The following is a 17,888-nucleotide window of genomic DNA, read 5'->3' as shown; positions in this document are numbered from 1 at the left end:
GCCGTTATCCCATAAAACAAAACCAGGCCTGATTATAGCCTGGTTGAATGTTTTATGCTGGGGATATATACAGTTTACTGCCCGTAGTAGGCCTTTGCACCGTGCTTGCGCAGATAATGCTTATCCAGCAGGGTTTGCTGCATGTCCGGCAGCTGTGGTGCCAGCTGGCGACAGAAGATCCCCATATAGGCAACTTCTTCGAGCACAATCGCGTTATGCACCGCATCTTCCGCGTTTTTACCCCAGGCAAAGGGGCCGTGGGAGTGTACCAGCACGCCGGGCATTTGCGCCGCGTCGATTCCCTGTTTCTCGAAGGTTTCAACAATTACGTTGCCGGTTTCCCACTCGTACTCGCCGTTAATTTCAGCGTCGGTCATCAGGCGCGTGCAGGGGATGGTGCCGTAAAAGTAGTCTGCGTGGGTGGTGCCGGTCGCCGGGATGGACTGGCCCGCCTGCGCCCAGATGGTGGCATGGCGCGAATGGGTATGCACAATACCGCCGATGGTCGGAAATGAACGGTACAGCAACCGGTGGGTTGGCGTATCGGAGGAGGGCTTTTTGTTCCCTTCCACCACTTCACCCGTTTCGATGCTGACAACGACCATATCGTCTGCGGTCATCACCGTGTAATCCACGCCGGAAGGCTTGATCACGAAGACGCCTTTTTCGCGGTCAACGGCGCTCACGTTGCCCCAGGTGAGGGTGACGAGATTGTGTTTCGGCAGCGCCAGGTTAGCTTCAAGAACCTGACGTTTGAGATCGTCTAACATTGTTGTCTCCTGCCGGATGGCGCTTCGCTTATCCGGCCTACAGAACCGTAGGCCCGGTCAACGCAGCGCCACCGGGCATTCAGGGCTTAGCGTTTTGAACCGTAATAAACTTCGTTCCAGCGCAGCGCGTCTTTGAAAGCCGGCAGGCGGGTATCGTTATCAATCACGGTCAGTTCGATGTCGTGCAGCTCGGCGAACTGACGCATGTCGTTCAGATCCAGCGCGTGGCTGAAGACGGTATGGTGCGCGCCGCCGGCCAGGATCCACGCTTCTGACGCGGTTGGCAGATCCGGCTGTGCTTTCCACAGGGCGTTAGCGACCGGCAGTTTTGGCAGTGAATGGGGCGTTTCAACGGCATCAACGCAGTTCACCAGCAGGCGGAAACGATCCCCCAGATCGATCAGGCTGGCGTTGATGGCCGGGCCGGTACGGGTGTTGAAGATCAGACGTGCCGGATCGGCTTTACCGCCAATGCCGAGGTACTGCACGTCCAGGATCGGCTTCTCTTCCACCGCGATAGAAGGGCACACTTCAAGCATGTGTGAGCCGAGCACCAGATCGTTGCCGTTCTCGAAGTGGTAGGTGTAGTCCTCCATGAAGGAGGTGCCGCCCTGCAGACCGGTCGACATCACCTTCATGATGCGAAGCAGAGCGGCAGTTTTCCAGTCGCCTTCCCCGGCAAAGCCGTAGCCCTGCTGCATCAGACGTTGTACTGCCAGGCCGGGCAGCTGTTTCAGGCCATGAAGATCTTCAAACGTCGTGGTAAAGGCGTGGAAACCGCCCTGTTCCAGGAAGCGCTTCATGCCCAGCTCAATGCGCGCCGCATCCAGCACGTTCTGGCGCTTGTCGCCGTTGATTTGTGCCGCAGGCGTCAGGCGGTAGCGGCTTTCGTACTCATCCACCAGCGCGCTGACGTCGCCGTCGCTGATTTCATTCACCACCTGTACCAGGTCGCCCACGGCCCAGGTGTTGACGGAGAAGCCAAACTTGATCTGCGCGGCCACTTTGTCACCGTCGGTCACCGCCACTTCACGCATGTTGTCGCCAAAACGCACCACTTTCAGATGGCGGGTGTCCTGTTTAGAGACCGCCTGGCGCATCCAGGAGCCGATACGTTGTTGTGCATGGCCGTCCTGCCAGTGGCCGGTCACCACCGCGTGCTGCTGACGCATACGCGCGCCGATGAAGCCGAACTCGCGGCCGCCGTGCGCGGTCTGGTTCAGGTTCATGAAGTCCATGTCAATGCTGTCCCACGGCAAGGAGGCGTTGAACTGGGTATGGAACTGCAGCAGCGGTTTGTTAAGGATGGAGAGACCGTTGATCCACATTTTGGCCGGTGAGAAGGTGTGCAGCCACACCACCAGACCGGCGCATTTGTCGTCGTAGTTCGCGTCGCGGCAGATATGGGTGATCTCATCCGGCGTCGTGCCCAGCGGTTTCAGCACCAGTTTGCAGGGCAGTTTGGCTTCCGCATTCAGCGCGTTAACAACGTGCTCCGCGTGTTTCGTTACCTGCTGCAGCGCCTGTGGTCCGTACAGATGCTGGCTGCCAATCACAAACCACACTTCATAATTATTAAAAATGGTCATCATCGTGTCCTTAATGGGTCAGGGTTGCCGTAGTGTCCGCGGTGCTTTTGGCCGGGGCGGCGACAGGGAGATAGTGAAGTTCGGCGCTTTTTGCCCATTGCTGGTAGCGCTGATAAAGCTGTTCGAAGCGTTGTGCCTGCTGGGTACGCGGCTGGAGCGTATTTTCAACGGCGCTTGCCATGTGCTGCTGCGCAGTCGGGATATCGGCATGAACACCGGCAGCCACGGCGGCAAAAATTGCCGCGCCCAACGCGCAGCATTGATCGGACGCGACAATCTGCAGCGGACGGTTCAGCACGTCGCAGCAGGCCTGCATGATGACCGGGTTTTTACGGGCAATGCCCCCCAGCGCCATCACGTTATTCACGTCGATGCCCTGCTCGGTGAAGCATTCCATAATCGCGCGGGCACCGAAGGCGGTGGCGGCAATCAGGCCACCGAACAGCGCCGGTGCGTCGGTCGCGAGGTTGAGATCGGTAATGACCCCTTTCAGGCGCTGGTTGGCAAACGGCGTGCGGCGACCGTTAAACCAATCCAGCACTACCGGCAAGTGATCGAGAGACGGATTTTTCGCCCAGGCGTCCGTGAGCTGCGGCAGAAGCTGTTTTTTACTCTCGGCGATCTGGGTTTTCAGTTCAGGATGCGTTGCCGCCAGCTGGTCCAGCGGCCAGCCCAGCACGCGACCAAACCAGGCGTAGATATCGCCAAATGCGGACTGACCGGCTTCGAGGCCGATGAAGTCCGGCACCACGCTGCCGTCAACCTGGCCGCAGATGCCTTTCACCGCACGCTCGCCGACGGTGGCTTTATCCGCCGTCAGGATGTCGCAGGTTGAGGTGCCAATCACTTTCACCAGCGTATTAGGCTGCGCGCCGGCACCGACGGCGCCCATATGGCAGTCAAACGCGCCGCCGGAGATCGCCACGTTCTGCGGCAGGCCAAGACGCGTCGCCCACTCTTCGCAAAGCGTGCCGACGGGAATATCGGCGGTGAAGGTGTCGGTAAACAGCGGGTATTTCAGGTTTTTGTTGATGATCGGGTCGAGTTCATCGAAGAACGCCGCCGGAGGCAGGCCGCCCCAGCTTTCGTGCCAGAGGGATTTATGTCCGGCGCTGCAGCGGCCGCGGCGGATATCCTGTGGCCGCGTGGTGCCAGAGAGCAGGGCGGGAACCCAGTCGCACAGTTCAATCCAGGAGACGGCTGCCTGGGCAACGGATGCGTCCGCGCGGGTAACGTGCAGGATCTTGGCCCAGAACCATTCGCTGGAGTAAATCCCGCCAATGTAGCGCGAGTAGTCTGTTTTACCTGGCTGATGGCACCGGCGGGTGATGGCTTCGGCCTCTTCCACGGCGGTATGGTCTTTCCACAACACGAACATGGCGTTCGGGTTGTCGGCAAACTCAGGGCGCAGCGCGAGTACGCGCCCTTCGGCATCCACAGGGGCGGGGGTGGAGCCGGTGCTGTCGACGCCAATCCCGACTATCTCTGCCCGCTGGGCCTCAGTCAGGTCAGCAAGGACGGTTTTGATTGCCGCTTCCATCGACTCAATGTAGTCACGCGGGTGGTGACGGAACTGGTTGTTTGGCGCATCGCAGTAGCGCCCCTCTTGCCAGCGCGGGTACCACTCAACGCTGGTTGCTATCTCCTGGCCGGACGTACAGTCCACTGCCAGCGCGCGAACCGAATCGCTGCCAAAATCGAGGCCAATCGCAATTGCCATGGTGTTGCTCCATCGAAAAAACAGGTATGGAAGAACATTAGAGACTGGGGGCGAAAATCGTCAGGCAGGATCCGCTAATCTTATGGACTAAATTGCTGTTACAACGGAAAGTGTGACGCCGTGCAAATATTCAATGTGGACATTTCTGCCGCACTTATAGACACTTTTGTTACTGCTGATCTGCCTGCTCTGGCGGAGAAATCAGGGGGAAAGGCTGAAACATGGCGGACGTAAAAGAGGCATAACGCTTTTGAGATCTTTTCGCAGACCATTTTTGACCTGCTTTTAATGATATGGACAATTGGTTTCCTTCAGGACCCTTGGGAGAACTGAATCTATGGCCGAAACGCAAAACGATCCCCTGCTGCCGGGATACTCGTTTAACGCGCACCTTGTGGCGGGGCTGACCCCTATCGAGGCTGAGGGATATCTCGATTTTTACATTGACCGACCGCTCGGGATGAAAGGTTATATTCTCAACCTGACCGTGCGAGGGGAGGGAGTTATCAAGAATGGTGACCAGCAGTTCATCTGCCGCCCCGGTGACATCCTGCTGTTCCCCCCGGGAGAGATCCACCATTATGGCCGTCACCCGGATGCCAAAGAGTGGTATCACCAGTGGGTCTACTTCCGTCCGCGCGCCTACTGGCAGGAGTGGCTTTCATGGCCAGCCATTTTTGCGCATACCGGTTATTACCGCCCGGATGAGGCGCATCTGGCGCAGTTTCGCGAGCTTTTTGCGCAGATTATTGAGGCGGGGCAGGCGGGAGGCCGTTATGCCGAACTGCTGGCGATTAACCTGCTTGAACAACTGCTGCTGCGACGGATGGAGGCGATTAACGCGTCGCTGAATCCGCCGCTGGATAACCGCGTGCGCGATGCCTGCCAGTACATCAGTGACCATCTGGCCGATAGCCAGTTTGATATCGCCAGCGTTGCCCAGCATGTTTGTCTCTCACCGTCGCGGCTGTCGCATCTGTTTCGTCAGCAGCTTGGCGTCAGCGTGCTGAGCTGGCGTGAGGATCAGCGGATAAGCCAGGCGAAGCTTCTGCTCAGCACCACCCGGATGCCGATCGCCACCGTGGGGCGCAACGTAGGCTTTGAAGATCAGCTCTATTTTTCTCGTGTCTTTAAAAAGTGTACCGGCGCCAGCCCGAGCGAATTCCGCGCGGGTTGTGAATGAACGGTAAAAAAAGATAAACAAACAGGTGAATGCTCAAAGCAACCTGTAAACTATTCAGACAATTGTTGCCTTGACGCGGTGCGGGGCGCTAAGCAGAATCGCTGATTCGTTTTCTGACCGGAATAGTTATGCAGGCATTGCTGGAACACTTTATTACCCAGTCCGTTATGTATTCGCTCATCGCCGTGGCGCTGGTGGCCTTTCTGGAATCGCTGGCGCTCGTGGGGTTAATCCTGCCCGGCACCGTGATGATGGCAGGGCTTGGCGCGCTGATTGGCAGCGGTGAGGTCAATTTCTGGCAGGCGTGGCTGGCCGGGATCGTCGGCTGTCTGCTGGGCGACTGGATCTCTTTCTGGCTGGGCTGGCGCTTTAAGAGGCCGCTGCACCGCTGGTCGTTCATGAAAAAGAACAAAGCCTTGCTGGATAAAACCGAGCATGCGCTGCACCAGCACAGCATGTTTACCATTCTCGTCGGCCGCTTTGTCGGCCCCACGCGTCCGCTGGTTCCCATGGTCGCCGGGATGCTGGATCTGCCGGTCGCAAAATTCGTAGTGCCGAATATTATCGGCTGCGTCTTCTGGCCGCCGTTCTACTTCCTGCCGGGGATCCTCGCGGGTGCGGCCATCGATATTCCTGACGGTATGCAAAGCGGCGAGTTTAAGTGGCTGCTGCTGGGTACCGCGCTGCTGCTGTGGCTGGCGGCATGGCTGTGCTGGCGTCTGTGGCGCAGTGCGAAAGCGAATATCGATCGCCTGACGCGCTATCTTCCCCGCGCTCGCCTGTTGTGGCTGGCACCGCTGACGCTGGGCGTGGCGGTGGTGGCGCTGGTGGCGTTGATTCGTCACCCGCTGATGCCGGTGTACGGTGAGATCCTGTTGAAGGTTGTGAGCCGTTGATGTTGTTTTCCCTCTCCCCGGACTGTACATGGGAGAGGGGCAGGGTGAGGGCATCAGGCCGCAGGAATGCCCAACAATGAAGACGCCCCCGCTTTACCACTCAGCAGCGCTTCTGTTGCTCCATCCCACAAAATGCGTCCCTCCGCGATCACTACCGATCGCGGCGCAATCCGTGCGGCATCCTCGATGCTGTGCGACACCATCAGCATCGTCAGCTGCTGGCGTTGACAGACCTCCTGCACCAGCGCCAGCATCTCCTGGCGCAGGGCGGGATCGAGCGCAGAGAACGGCTCATCCAGCAGCAGGACCGGCTGTTCGCGCACCAGACACCGCGCCAGCGCCACGCGCTGACGCTGGCCGCCAGAGAGCTCGCCCGGCAGTCTGTCGATAAACCCGATGATCCCCATCTGTGTGGCAATGTTCTCCAGCTTTTGACGTTGGGCTGCGTTCAGCTTGAGTCCCGGATCCATCCCGAGAGCAATGTTCTGCCGCACTGTCAGATGGGTAAACAGGTTATTTTCCTGAAACAGCATGGAGACAGGACGTTTTGCGGGGGGCGTGTGGGTATGGTCCCGGTTTTCAATGACTATCGATCCGCTCGCCGGCTGCAGAAAACCCGCAATCAAATTAAGCAGCGTGCTTTTGCCCGCTCCGCTTGGTCCGAGCACAGCAATCATCTCTCCCTGGCGCACGGAGAGCGTGAAGCGCATCGGCAGATGCTGATAGAGCCAGGTTACATCAGTCAGTTTTAACATTACGCCCCGGAAGTTTTTCGATTACGGTAAATAAAGCAAAGCACAGCAGCAGCAGTAACAGCGCGGTAACCGCGCCGTCCTGGCTGCGGTAAGAGCCGATTTGCTGATACAGCCAGTAGGGCAGCGTACGGAAATTGTCATTGCCAAACAGCGCCACGACCCCAAAGTCACCAATGGAGAGCACGCAGGCAAACGCCAGCGCCTGCGCCAGCGGGCGTTTTAGCGCGCGTAATTCGACCACCTTCAGCCGTTGCCAGCCCTGCATCCCCAGCGACTGACAGAGCAAACTGTAGTGGCTGTTGACATCGCGCATCGGGTTTTCCAGTACCTTGAGCGCGTAAGGGATGGCCATTAACGCATTGGTAAAGATCACAATGCCGTCAGCGCTGTCCGGCAGGCCGAGGGTGCTGTTGAACAGCAGGAAGAAGCCCGTCGCCAGCACGATGCCTGGCATGGCCAGAATCAGCATGCCAGTCAGCTCCAGCGCGTGTCCGGCCTTTCGGGCCTGCCGGGCATAGAGTTCACGGCTGCTCCACAGCAGCATCATGGTCAGCATGACGCACAGCAGCCCGGCCGCCAGCGCAATGCGAAGCGAGGTCCCGGTGGCCTGCCAGAGGACAGGCTGTTGCAGAACGGACAGAAGATTGAGGTTCAGACCGTCAATGATAACGGCCAGCAGCGGCGGCAGCAGCAGCGCCAGCGCCAGCGCAATCAGGAGAAAATCGGAGATGCGGCTGTGCAGGCTGTCCTGCGGATCGCGCCAGCCCGCTATCTGATTACTGCCAGGGGGAATGGCTTTACTCAGGCGCTGGCTGAGCATGACCAGAGCCAGACAGCACGTCATCTGGACTATCGCCAGCAGCGCGGCGCGTCCGGGATCGTAGTCGTAACTCAGCGCCTGGTAAATCGCCAGCTCAATGGTGGTGGCCTGCGGCCCGCCGCCGAGTGAAAGCACGGTTGCAAAGCTGGCAAAGCAGAGCATGAAGATCAATGCCGCTACGGGCGGGAGCTGGCGGCGCAGCCACGGCCATTCGACAAAGCGGAAGAATGAGGTGCCGCGCATACCAAGCTGGGCGGCAATCTGACGCTGTTCGCCGGGAATGTTCTCCAGCGCCTGCAAAAAGAGGCGTGTCGCCATCGGCATATTGAAAAACACGTGCGCCAGCAAAATGCCCTTCAGTCCGTAAGGCGAGAAGGTCCATTCAAGACCAAGCAGGCCGCACAGAGAGGCCAGCCAGCCCTGGCGGCCGTAAACGCTCAGAATGCCAAAAACGGCCACCAGCACGGGCAGGATCAGGGTCATGGCGCACAGGCGCAGCAGGGCCTGCCTGCCGGGGAAACGCCTGCGATAGAGCGCGCGCGCAAGAAAAATGGCCGGAATGACCGACAGCAGGGCAGACAGAAACGCCTGCCAGAATGAAAAACGGATGACGTGCCAGAGATAGCTGTCGTGCCAGAGCGCGAGCAGGTCGCTCTCTGGCGCGTTAAACCACAACGCAAGAAAGGCACCCAGACTGACCGCCACCATCACGCCGGCGGCGAGCAGCCCGGGCAGTAACCAGCCGGGAATTAACGGCTGACGGCGCGTTGCCATTCACTTACCCATGCTGCACGCTGCGCGGCGACCTGCTGCGGCGTAAATTCCAGCGAGGTTTTTGGTTTGGTCAGCTGCTCGAACCCTGCTGGTAGCGCAACATTCGTGACGGGATACATCCAGTTTCCTGCCGGAATGGCGTTCTGGAAGGCGGGTGATACCATAAATTTCAGAAATTTTTCTGCCAGCTCCGGCTGTTTGCTGGCGGCGGTACGCGCGGCCGCTTCCACCTGCAGATAATGCCCTTCAGCAAAATCAGCAGCGGCATAGTTATCTTTCTTCTCGGCGATAATGTGGTAAGCCGGAGAGGTGGTGTAGCTCAACACCAGGTCGCTTTCGCCTTTCAGGAACAGGCCATAGGCTTCGCTCCAGCCTTTGGTCACCGTCACGGTTTTGGCGGCCAGCTTCTGCCACGCCTGGGGCGCTTTGTCCCCGTAGACTTTTTGCATCCACAGCAGCAGGCCCAGACCCGGCGTACTGGTGCGTGGGTCTTCATAAATTACACGCCATTTCTGGTCGCTTTCCACCAGCTCTTTCAGGCTCTTCGGCGGGTTTTTCAGCTTGTTTTTGTCATAGACAAAAGCAAAGTAGCCGTAGTCGAACGGCACAAAGGTGTCGTTTTTCCAGCCGCCAGGCACGTTAACGGCTTCTGCCGCTACGCCGCTTTTGGCAAAGAGTTTGGTTTGCGAGGCGGCCTCCAGCAGGTTGTTATCGAGCCCGAGCACCACATCCGCTTTGCTGTTTTTTCCTTCCATGCGCAGACGGTTGAGCAGGGAAACGCCGTCCTCCAGCGCCACGAACTTCAGTTCGCAGTTGCAGTCCGCTTCAAAGGCTTTTTTGACGGCCGGGCCAGGGCCCCAGTCGGCAGAGAAAGAGTCGTAGGTGTAGACCGTCAGAACGGGCTTAGCTAAAGCAGGCAGCGCAAACAGCGCCAGCAGGGGAAGAACTTTTTTTAACACTTTGCACCTCAGGGTTGAGTGGCAAAGGATTTTGAGCGACAGCCTCAAATCCCTTCGCCGGCGTTATCCGGATCAGGTTCGACGGGTATTATCTCAGCGCACATCTGTGATGCAGCACCCCGTTGAGAACGGCGGTATTGTAATGATTTGGTGAATATTACGAAAGCGTTATGGTTCCGGCGGGGCAAACCAGGCCGATTTGAAATCGAACCAGCCCAGGGTATTCATCCGCAGGCCTCGCATACTGCGTTGTCCCTGGATCATCAGCCAGTGGTGGATCAAGGGAACGATCGCCTGTTCAGCCAGCAGCTGCTGGCACCATACGGCAAGATTCATCTCGCCCGCACGCCACCGGGCGGCATCCTGTTGCCAGTCACGGTCGATGCAGTGCTGGATCAGCGGGACCTCATAAAGGTGCGAGAATAATGAAAAATCGAGCGGCAGGGTGAAGTTGGCGCTGTTCAGCCAGATATCACTGGTTATCTCCCCCTGGTGCCATTCGTGATAATCCACTTCCCTGATCTCCAGCCTGACGCCTTCCGCTGCCAGCAGCCTGGTCATGATCCTGGCGATAAAACGATGCTCCACATGCTCGCGGTAGTAGGTCAGTGAGATGGACTCCAGCCCAGCAGGTTTGTCGGCGTGCGCCGGGCGGGCATGGTGCCAGCGCGGTAGCAGGCCGTACGCCGGGAACCAGTAGGTCTGATACTGCTCTTCCGCATGGTAGATCAGGTTGGAAGGGGACAGTATATGGCTGATCCACTTACGGACGGCCGGGTTGGCCCCGCGGTGGGTGCGGCTGTCGAACAGCAGATAGTAGCATCCCTCCTCCAGGCGACTCTCCACGGCCTTTTCTCCCGTGGTGGGACCTTCCAGCGTCAGGCCGGCGCTCAGCTCTTCATTCAGATCCGGTAATACCCACACATTCACTTCGTCGATCAGCGCCCGATAGCCAAAGTAGTCATCAAACGCACGGATTTTCAGCTGGTTGTTATTATTACGGGAGACGGCGTAGGGCCCGGTACCTATCGGCAGGCTGGCAAAATTGTTCATCGATTCCCACTCGCCGGGCAAAATCATTGACGGCACATAGCCCAGCAGCCAGGGGAGCCACTGGTCCTGTTCTGAAAGCTCAATATCCAGCGTCCATGCCGTTGGCGAGTGGACGCGCGAAATATGCGAGTAGAGCGGCAGCGTGCGGGCGCGTTCCAGAGAGGTGATGACGTCGTGCATTTCCAGCTCGCGGCCATGATGAAAGTGGATGCCGGGGCGTAAAAAAAAGCGCCAGTGAAGCGGGGAAAGCTGCTGCCAGTGGTGAGCGATATCTGCTTCCAGTTCCCCATTTTCCTCATTTATCCGCGTCAGGCCGCTGAAGATTTGTCGCGCCATGTGGGTTTCTGAGCGGCGTAAGGCCGTGCCGGGCAACAGGTTTTTCATCGGCCGATAGTAGAGGACCCGCAGGATGTGACGGCCCTGGCGGAAACTGCGTCCGAGATGGGAAACCAGCATCTGGCGCACCGCGGCTTTATCGCCCACCAGCTGCACCAGCTGGTCAATTCGGTCCTGCTCCAGCAGGTCTTCGGCGCGCTGCTGTTGCAACGCCAGCCCGGTATAGAGGAAGGTCAGGCGCGATCGTTTACCGCGTCCCGCCTCCGCTTCCCAGCTTAACCAGCCCTGCTGCTGCATGGTATTGAGCAGCGTACGCATATGGCGGCGGGAGCAGCTCAGCAGGTCGGCCAGCTCGTTCAGCGTGGTCTCCTGCGATTGCCCCTCGCAGCACTGCCAGAGGCGGATAAATTGTTGTTGCAGTCGACCAGAAGGCATAAAAGAGGAACTCCTGACAAAAAATCAGCAATTTATTAATCCCTATATTAAGCCAATAATCCTTACCGATGAAGTGAGGAGGTAAATTATGAAGAGGTCTACCGCACGTCAGTTTTATCAGCACTATTTTTCAGCGACAAAAGGAACGTCCTGGCTGGCCCGCCAGTGTGCAGAGCAACGGCTGAAAATACTGGAAGACCTGATGCAGTGGGATGTTACGAAACCGACCTCTTCTCGCTAACTCGCCTCGATCATGTGTGACTGAGTATTGGTGCTTATCACCCGCCAGCAAAATGTTTTTGCTGGCTTTTTTCGTTTATTCTTTCACCCGGTTTTGATCCGCTTTCACAAGGACTTGCGCATGCTCTGGTTGATGACGATGGGGCGACGCCTGAATGGCGTCTATGCCGCTTTTATGCTGGTGGCCTTTATGATGGGCGTGGCGGGGGCGCTGCAGGCACCGACGCTGAGCCTGTTTCTCAGTCGCGAGGTGGGCGCGCAGCCGTTTTGGGTGGGGCTGTTTTATACCGTCAACGCCGTTGCCGGGATCCTGGTCAGTCTCGCGCTGGCGAAACGTTCGGACAGCCAGGGCGATCGTCGTAAGCTGATCCTCTTTTGCTGCGCCATGGCCGTGGGTAACGCGCTGCTCTTTGCTTTCAATCGGCACTATCTGACGCTCATTACCTGTGGCGTGCTGCTGGCCTCGCTGGCGAACACCGCCATGCCGCAGCTGTTCGCCCTGGCCCGGGAATATGCCGATAACTCGGCGCGGGAAGTGGTGATGTTCAGCTCGGTGATGCGTGCGCAGCTCTCGCTGGCGTGGGTCATTGGCCCGCCGCTGGCCTTTATGCTGGCACTGAACTATGGCTTTACCGCCATGTTCTCTATCGCCGCAGGGATTTTTGCCATCAGTCTGCTCCTGATCGCCTTTGCCCTGCCGTCCGTGGCACGCGTTGAACAGACGACGGATAAACCCATCACCGAGGTGAGCGGTTGGCAGGACAAAAACGTCCGGATGCTGTTTATTGCCTCCACGCTGATGTGGACCTGCAACACCATGTACATCATCGATATGCCGCTGTGGATCAGCAGCGATCTGGGCTTGCCGGACAAGCTCGCCGGGATCTTAATGGGTACCGCGGCCGGGCTGGAAATTCCGGCAATGATTCTGGCGGGTTACTACGTTAAGCGTTTCGGAAAGCGTCGGATGATGATCGTGGCGGTGGCGGCTGGGGTACTGTTTTACGCGGGGCTGATCCTTTTCCATTCGCGCGAAGCGTTACTGGCGCTGCAGCTGTTCAACGCTGTGTTTATTGGCATTGTCGCCGGTATTGGCATGCTCTGGTTCCAGGACTTAATGCCTGGCCGCGCGGGCTCGGCAACGACGCTTTTTACCAACAGTATTTCGACCGGGGTGATCCTGGCGGGCGTGATTCAGGGGGCGCTGGCGCAAAGTTACGGACATGCCTCGGTGTACTGGATGATTGCGGGATTATCTGTTGTGACGCTGCTGCTTACCTGTCGGGTAAAAGATGTTTGATTCTGGAAGATGGCTTCACGAAATGGAACGACTTTCTGACAGGTACGAAGAAGGGAAATAGAGTGCGTGGCGGGTGCCTGAGGCAGTTTGCCTCAGGCTTTCGCAAGAGGCAAACAGGGAGAGTCCTACATCAATAAAACTGATGGGGGAGACTAACTTCACTTCCGACACTGCGAGGTTAGTCTCTTCATGGCCTTTAGCCCATAAACGCTGGCTGTTTTTTCTCGTAGGCTGAAATGGCATCTTCATGCTGCAGGGTCAGACCAATACTGTCCAGACCGTTCAGCATGCAGTGACGACGGAACGCATCGATGCTAAAGCGGTAGGTTTTATCGCCCGCTTTAACCACTTCTGCTTCCAGATCCACCTCAAACGACATCCCCGGATTCGCCTTAACCTGCGCGAACAGTTCATCGACCTGTTCGTCGCTCAGCGTGACCGGGAGCAGCTGGTTGTTAAAGCTGTTGCCGTAAAAGATGTCCGCGAAGCTTGGGGCAATAACCACTTTAAAACCGTAGTCGGTCAGTGCCCAGGGCGCGTGCTCACGGGATGAGCCGCAGCCGAAGTTTTCCCGTGCCAGCAAAATGGAGGCCCCTTTGTATTCCGGGAAATTCAGAACGAACTCGGGATTCGGCACTTCGCCTTTGTCGTCCAGGAAACGCCAGTCATTAAACAGGTGGGCACCAAAACCGGTACGCGTCACTTTCTGCAGAAACTGTTTCGGAATGATCGCGTCAGTATCGACGTTAGCGGCGTCCAGGGGGACAACCCGGCCGGTATGTTGGGTAAATTTCTCTGCCATGATTGTCTCCTTATTTCAGGCTGCGAATATCGGCGAAATGGCCGGTGACTGCCGCAGCGGCGGCCATTGCCGGGCTGACCAGGTGGGTACGCCCACCGCGGCCCTGACGGCCTTCAAAGTTACGGTTGCTGGTGGAAGCGCAACGCTCGCCCGGATTCAGGCGGTCATTGTTCATCGCCAGACACATGGAGCAGCCAGGCAGGCGCCACTCGAAACCTGCCTCGATGAAGATCTTATCCAGACCTTCGGCTTCCGCCTGAGCTTTCACCGGACCGGAGCCTGGAACGACCAGCGCCTGCACGCCCGGCGCCACTTTGCGGCCTTTGGCAATCTCTGCAGCCGCCCGTAAATCTTCAATACGAGAGTTGGTGCAGGAACCGATAAATACCTTATCAATGGCCACGTCGGTTAACGGTACACCGGGCTTCAGGCCCATATAGGCCAGCGCTTTTTCCGCACTGGCACGCTCCACCGGATCGGTAAAGGACGCCGGGTCAGGAATCGTGTCGTTAACGGAAATCACCTGGCCCGGGTTGGTGCCCCAGGTCACCTGAGGTGCAATCTCTTCTGCCTGCAGCGTGACGACGGTATCAAAGGTTGCGCCGTCGTCGGTTTTCAGGGTTTTCCAGTACGCCACCGCGTCGTCAAAATCCTGACCTTTCGGCGCGTGCAGACGCCCCTTCACATAGTTAAAGGTCGTTTCATCTGGCGCGACCAGACCGGCTTTGGCACCCATCTCAATGGCCATGTTGCAGAGGGTCATACGCCCCTCCATGCTCAGCGCCTGGATGGCCTCGCCGCAGAATTCCACCACGTGGCCGGTACCGCCCGCGCTGCCGGTTTTACCGATGATCGCCAGCACGATATCTTTTGCAGTAATACCCGGCGCGGCTTTACCCTTCACTTCTATCTTCATGGTTTTGGCGCGGCCCTGTTTCAGGGTCTGCGTTGCCAGCACGTGTTCAACTTCAGAGGTACCAATCCCGAACGCCAGGGCGCCAAACGCACCGTGGGTCGCGGTATGGGAGTCACCGCAGACGATGGTCATGCCCGGCAGGGTAATCCCCTGTTCAGGTCCCATCACGTGAACGATGCCCTGGTAAGGGTGGTTCAGATCGTAAAGCTCAACGCCAAACTCGTTACAGTTCTTAATCAGTTCCTGCATCTGGATACGTGCCATCTCACCCGAGGCATTAATGTCTTTGGTCTGGGTGGAAACGTTGTGATCCATCGTGGCGAAGGTTTTTCCCGGCTGACGTACCGGACGCTTGTGCGCACGCAGGCCGTCAAATGCCTGAGGAGAGGTCACCTCGTGTACCAAATGTCGGTCGATATACAGCAGCGGGGTTTCGTTTGGTGCCTCGTAAACAACGTGCGCATCAAACAATTTTTCATATAAGGTTTTGGCCATGATTACACCCCTTGCGCGACATAGCGGGCAATAATGTCGCCCATTTCATCAGTACTGACTGCCGCCGTGCCGCGTGCTAAATCACCGGTACGGACGCCTTCTTCTAACGCCCGGTTAATGGCGTTTTCAATTGCGGTTGCCGCATCGCCTGCATCCAGGCTGTAGCGCAGCAGCAGGGCCAGAGAGAGGATCTGCGCAATCGGGTTCGCGATGTTTTTGCCCGCGATATCCGGGGCGGAACCGCCCGCCGGCTCGTACAGGCCAAACCCTTCTTCGTTCAGGCTTGCGGATGGCAGCATGCCCATCGAGCCGGTGATCATTGCGCATTCGTCCGAAAGAATGTCCCCGAACAGGTTGGAGCACAGCAGGACATCAAACTGCGAAGGATCCTTGATCAACTGCATGGTCGCGTTGTCGATGTACATGTGCGACAGCTCAACGTCCGGGTACTGCTTAGCGACTTCACTGACGATCTCGCGCCATAAAATGGAAGACTGCAGCACGTTCGCTTTATCAATAGAGGTCACTTTATGACGGCGCTTGCGTGCAGACTCAAACGCGATATGAGCGATACGTTCAATTTCGAAACGGTGATACACCTCGGTATCGAACGCTTTTTCATGCTGGCCGCTGCCTTCACGTCCTTTGGGCTGACCGAAATAGATCCCGCCGGTCAGTTCACGCACGCACAGAATATCAAACCCATTGGCGGCGATGTCCGCGCGCAGCGGGCAGAACTCTTCCAGCCCCTGATACAGCTTCGCCGGACGCAGGTTGCTGAACAGCTTGAAATGCTTACGCAGCGGCAGCAGCGCACCGCGCTCGGGCTGCTCTGCGGGAGGCAGGTGTTCCCATTTGGGGCCACCGACGGAACCAAACAACACGGCATCGGCATTTTCGCAGCCTTCAACGGTGGCTTTCGGCAATGGCGTGCCGTGGTTATCAATCGCAATACCGCCCACATCGTAGTGGCTGGTGGTGATTTTCATCGCAAAACGCGCGCGAACGGCTTCCAGTACTTTCAGCGCCTGTGCCATCACTTCCGGGCCAATACCGTCACCCGGCAACACAGCAATATGGTAATTCTTCGACATTACACGGTTTCCTTGTTGTTCTCTTTATTCTGAGCTTTGCGTTGCAACTCTTTCTCGACTTCGGCGGCGCGCCAGATGTTGTTCAGGACATGCACCATCGCTTTGGCGGAAGATTCCACGATGTCGGTCGCCAGACCTACGCCGTGGAAGCGACGGCCGTTGTAATTGACGACGATATCCACCTGCCCCAGCGCATCTTTACCGTGGCCTTTGGCCGTCAGGTCATATTTCACCAGCTCAACGTCATATTCGGTGACGCGGTTAATCGCCTGGTAGATGGCATCGACAGGGCCGTTACCGTTAGCCGCTTCTGCTTTAATCTCATCCCCGCAGGCCAGTTTGATGGACGCCGTGGCGATGTCGCTGGAGCCGGACTGGACGCTGAAGTAATCCAGACGGAAGTGCTCCGGCTCTTCCTGCTGCTTGTTAATAAAGGCCAGCGCTTCCAGGTCATAGTCGAACACCTGACCTTTTTTGTCGGCCAGTTTCAGGAACGCGTCGTACAGCTGATCCATGTTGTAATCGCTGTCCTTATAGCCCATCTCTTCCATACGGTGTTTCACCGCCGCACGCCCGGAACGCGAGGTCAGGTTCAACTGCACCTGATTCAGACCGATAGATTCCGGGGTCATGATTTCGTAGTTTTCGCGGTTTTTCAGCACGCCATCCTGGTGAATACCGGAGGAGTGCGCGAAGGCGCCAGTACCGACAATGGCTTTGTTGGCCGGAATTGGCATGTTGCAAATCTGGCTGACGGTCTGGCTGGTGCGCCAGATTTCGTTGTGATTAATGCGGGTGTGCACGTTCATTATGTCTTTGCGCACTTTGATCGCCATGATCACTTCTTCCAGCGAGCAGTTACCTGCGCGCTCACCGATGCCGTTCATCGCCCCTTCAACCTGACGTGCGCCAGCATGTACCGCGGCGATGGCGTTACCGACGGCCAGGCCTAAATCGTCATGGGTATGAACGGAGATAATGGCTTTATCAATATTCGGTACGCGCTCATACAGACCGGTAATGATGCTGGAGAATTCAAACGGCATGGTGTAGCCGACGGTGTCCGGGATATTGATGGTTTTTGCGCCCGCGTTGATGGCCGCTTCCACCACGCGCGCCAGGTCTTCAATTGGCGTACGGCCTGCATCTTCACAGGAGAATTCAACGTCATCGGTATAGTTGCGTGCGCGCTTAACCATATACACGGCACGTTCAATCACCTCATCCAGCGTGCTGCGCAATTTGGTTGCGATATGCATTGGCGAGGTCGCAATAAAGGTATGGATACGGAACGCTTCGGCGACTTTCAGCGACTCGGCCGCGACGTCGATGTCTTTCTCTACACAGCGTGCCAGGCCACAGACGCGGCTGTTTTTGATGGTGCGGGCGATGGTCTGTACGGATTCGAAATCACCCGGAGACGAGACAGGGAAACCGACCTCCATCACGTCGACACCCATACGTTCGAGAGCCAGCGCGATCTGCAGTTTCTCTTTAACACTCAGGCTTGCCTGTAATGCCTGTTCACCGTCACGTAAAGTGGTATCGAAAATAATGACTTGCTGGCTCATGGGTTAGGTCCTTGTCAGTCTTAGGGCGCCTTGCTACGAGCATAAAAAAACCCGCGCAATGGCGCGGGTTTTAGTCTTACTGGTGACGATTCAACGCTGAATTTCGCCCGCCAGTCTACCGCGCACAGTGGATGCGTTTAGTAGTAGTAGACCGGTGAAACGAATGGTGCGAATCATGAA

At 57.4% G+C, this 17,888-nt stretch carries 16 protein-coding genes and 1 riboswitch; of the genes, 4 read left to right on the top strand and 12 right to left on the bottom strand.

Annotated elements, in window-relative coordinates; genetic code table 11:
* Nucleotides 1–74 precede the first annotated feature (74 nt).
* The 3 genes from araD to araB form a co-directional block, all read right to left on the bottom strand.
* Nucleotides 75–770 carry an L-ribulose-5-phosphate 4-epimerase gene (gene araD / locus LDK53_RS19005; RefSeq protein ID WP_025758012.1) on the bottom strand — a complete coding sequence of 232 codons (696 nt, stop codon included), beginning with the start codon at nucleotides 768–770 and terminating at the stop codon, nucleotides 75–77.
* An 86-nt stretch (nucleotides 771–856) separates the two neighbouring features.
* A complete protein-coding gene (gene araA, locus LDK53_RS19000) occupies nucleotides 857–2,359 on the bottom strand; it encodes an L-arabinose isomerase (RefSeq protein ID WP_045284807.1) in 1,503 nt (500 codons plus the stop codon).
* Between the two features lie 10 nt (nucleotides 2,360–2,369).
* Nucleotides 2,370–4,079, bottom strand: a complete 1,710-nt coding sequence (gene araB / locus LDK53_RS18995) for a ribulokinase (protein WP_225287814.1) — start codon at nucleotides 4,077–4,079, stop codon at nucleotides 2,370–2,372.
* Nucleotides 4,080–4,416: 337 nt separating this feature from the next.
* Between araB and araC the strand changes: the two genes are divergently transcribed.
* Together araC and LDK53_RS18985 are read left to right on the top strand one after the other, a co-directional pair.
* The gene (araC, locus tag LDK53_RS18990) at nucleotides 4,417–5,262 is read left to right on the top strand and encodes an arabinose operon transcriptional regulator AraC (RefSeq protein ID WP_047957739.1); all 846 of its coding nucleotides are present in this window, start codon (nucleotides 4,417–4,419) and stop codon (nucleotides 5,260–5,262) included.
* Between the two features lie 128 nt (nucleotides 5,263–5,390).
* Nucleotides 5,391–6,158 carry a DedA family protein gene (locus LDK53_RS18985; RefSeq protein WP_225287813.1) on the top strand — a complete coding sequence of 256 codons (768 nt, stop codon included), beginning with the start codon at nucleotides 5,391–5,393 and terminating at the stop codon, nucleotides 6,156–6,158.
* 53 nt (nucleotides 6,159–6,211) lie between these two features.
* Here the strand turns inward: LDK53_RS18985 and thiQ are convergent, their stop codons facing one another.
* The 4 genes from thiQ to sgrR form a co-directional block, all read right to left on the bottom strand.
* Entirely contained in the window at nucleotides 6,212–6,913 is a 702-nt protein-coding gene (gene thiQ, locus LDK53_RS18980; RefSeq protein WP_088244069.1) for a thiamine ABC transporter ATP-binding protein ThiQ, read from the bottom strand.
* On the bottom strand, nucleotides 6,897–8,507 hold the full coding sequence (gene thiP / locus LDK53_RS18975; RefSeq protein ID WP_225287812.1) for a thiamine/thiamine pyrophosphate ABC transporter permease ThiP: 1,611 nt from the start codon (nucleotides 8,505–8,507) through the stop codon (nucleotides 6,897–6,899). Before thiP ends, thiQ begins: the two co-directional genes overlap by 17 nt.
* Entirely contained in the window at nucleotides 8,483–9,466 is a 984-nt protein-coding gene (gene thiB / locus LDK53_RS18970; protein ID WP_225287811.1) for a thiamine ABC transporter substrate binding subunit, read from the bottom strand. The genes thiP and thiB overlap by 25 nt, the downstream gene beginning before the upstream one ends.
* A 31-nt stretch (nucleotides 9,467–9,497) precedes the next feature.
* A riboswitch (TPP riboswitch) is annotated at nucleotides 9,498–9,598 on the bottom strand.
* A gap of 36 nt (nucleotides 9,599–9,634) precedes the next feature.
* The gene (gene sgrR, locus LDK53_RS18965; protein WP_225287810.1) at nucleotides 9,635–11,290 is read right to left on the bottom strand and encodes an HTH-type transcriptional regulator SgrR; all 1,656 of its coding nucleotides are present in this window, start codon (nucleotides 11,288–11,290) and stop codon (nucleotides 9,635–9,637) included.
* Between the two features lie 88 nt (nucleotides 11,291–11,378).
* Here sgrR and sgrT point away from each other — a divergent pair, with 88 nt between their 5' ends.
* Complete coding sequence (gene sgrT, locus LDK53_RS18960; RefSeq protein ID WP_032672519.1) at nucleotides 11,379–11,531, top strand: glucose uptake inhibitor SgrT; 153 nt, start codon at nucleotides 11,379–11,381, stop codon at nucleotides 11,529–11,531.
* A 120-nt stretch (nucleotides 11,532–11,651) separates the two neighbouring features.
* Nucleotides 11,652–12,830, top strand: a complete 1,179-nt coding sequence (locus LDK53_RS18955; RefSeq protein ID WP_225287809.1) for a sugar efflux transporter — start codon at nucleotides 11,652–11,654, stop codon at nucleotides 12,828–12,830.
* A gap of 196 nt (nucleotides 12,831–13,026) precedes the next feature.
* Here LDK53_RS18955 and leuD read toward each other — a convergent pair whose 3' ends face one another.
* The 5 genes from leuD to leuL form a co-directional block, all read right to left on the bottom strand.
* The gene (gene leuD / locus LDK53_RS18950; protein ID WP_025758004.1) at nucleotides 13,027–13,632 is read right to left on the bottom strand and encodes a 3-isopropylmalate dehydratase small subunit; all 606 of its coding nucleotides are present in this window, start codon (nucleotides 13,630–13,632) and stop codon (nucleotides 13,027–13,029) included.
* A 10-nt stretch (nucleotides 13,633–13,642) separates the two neighbouring features.
* Nucleotides 13,643–15,043 carry a 3-isopropylmalate dehydratase large subunit gene (gene leuC / locus LDK53_RS18945; protein WP_047957747.1) on the bottom strand — a complete coding sequence of 467 codons (1,401 nt, stop codon included), beginning with the start codon at nucleotides 15,041–15,043 and terminating at the stop codon, nucleotides 13,643–13,645.
* A gap of 2 nt (nucleotides 15,044–15,045) precedes the next feature.
* Nucleotides 15,046–16,137, bottom strand: coding sequence for a 3-isopropylmalate dehydrogenase (leuB, locus tag LDK53_RS18940; protein ID WP_025758003.1), 1,092 nt, complete (start codon nucleotides 16,135–16,137; stop codon nucleotides 15,046–15,048).
* Nucleotides 16,137–17,708 carry a 2-isopropylmalate synthase gene (gene leuA, locus LDK53_RS18935; RefSeq protein WP_025758002.1) on the bottom strand — a complete coding sequence of 524 codons (1,572 nt, stop codon included), beginning with the start codon at nucleotides 17,706–17,708 and terminating at the stop codon, nucleotides 16,137–16,139. Before leuA ends, leuB begins: the two co-directional genes overlap by 1 nt.
* Nucleotides 17,709–17,798: 90 nt before the next feature.
* Nucleotides 17,799–17,885, bottom strand: coding sequence for a leu operon leader peptide (gene leuL / locus LDK53_RS23075; protein WP_071530973.1), 87 nt, complete (start codon nucleotides 17,883–17,885; stop codon nucleotides 17,799–17,801).
* Nucleotides 17,886–17,888: the final 3 nt, after the last annotated feature.

It is taken from the genome of Enterobacter sp. K16B, assembly GCF_020216105.1.
In the GTDB taxonomy this organism is placed as follows: Bacteria; Pseudomonadota; Gammaproteobacteria; order Enterobacterales; family Enterobacteriaceae; genus Enterobacter; species Enterobacter sichuanensis.
This window is presented reverse-complemented; position numbering and strand designations above follow the sequence as displayed.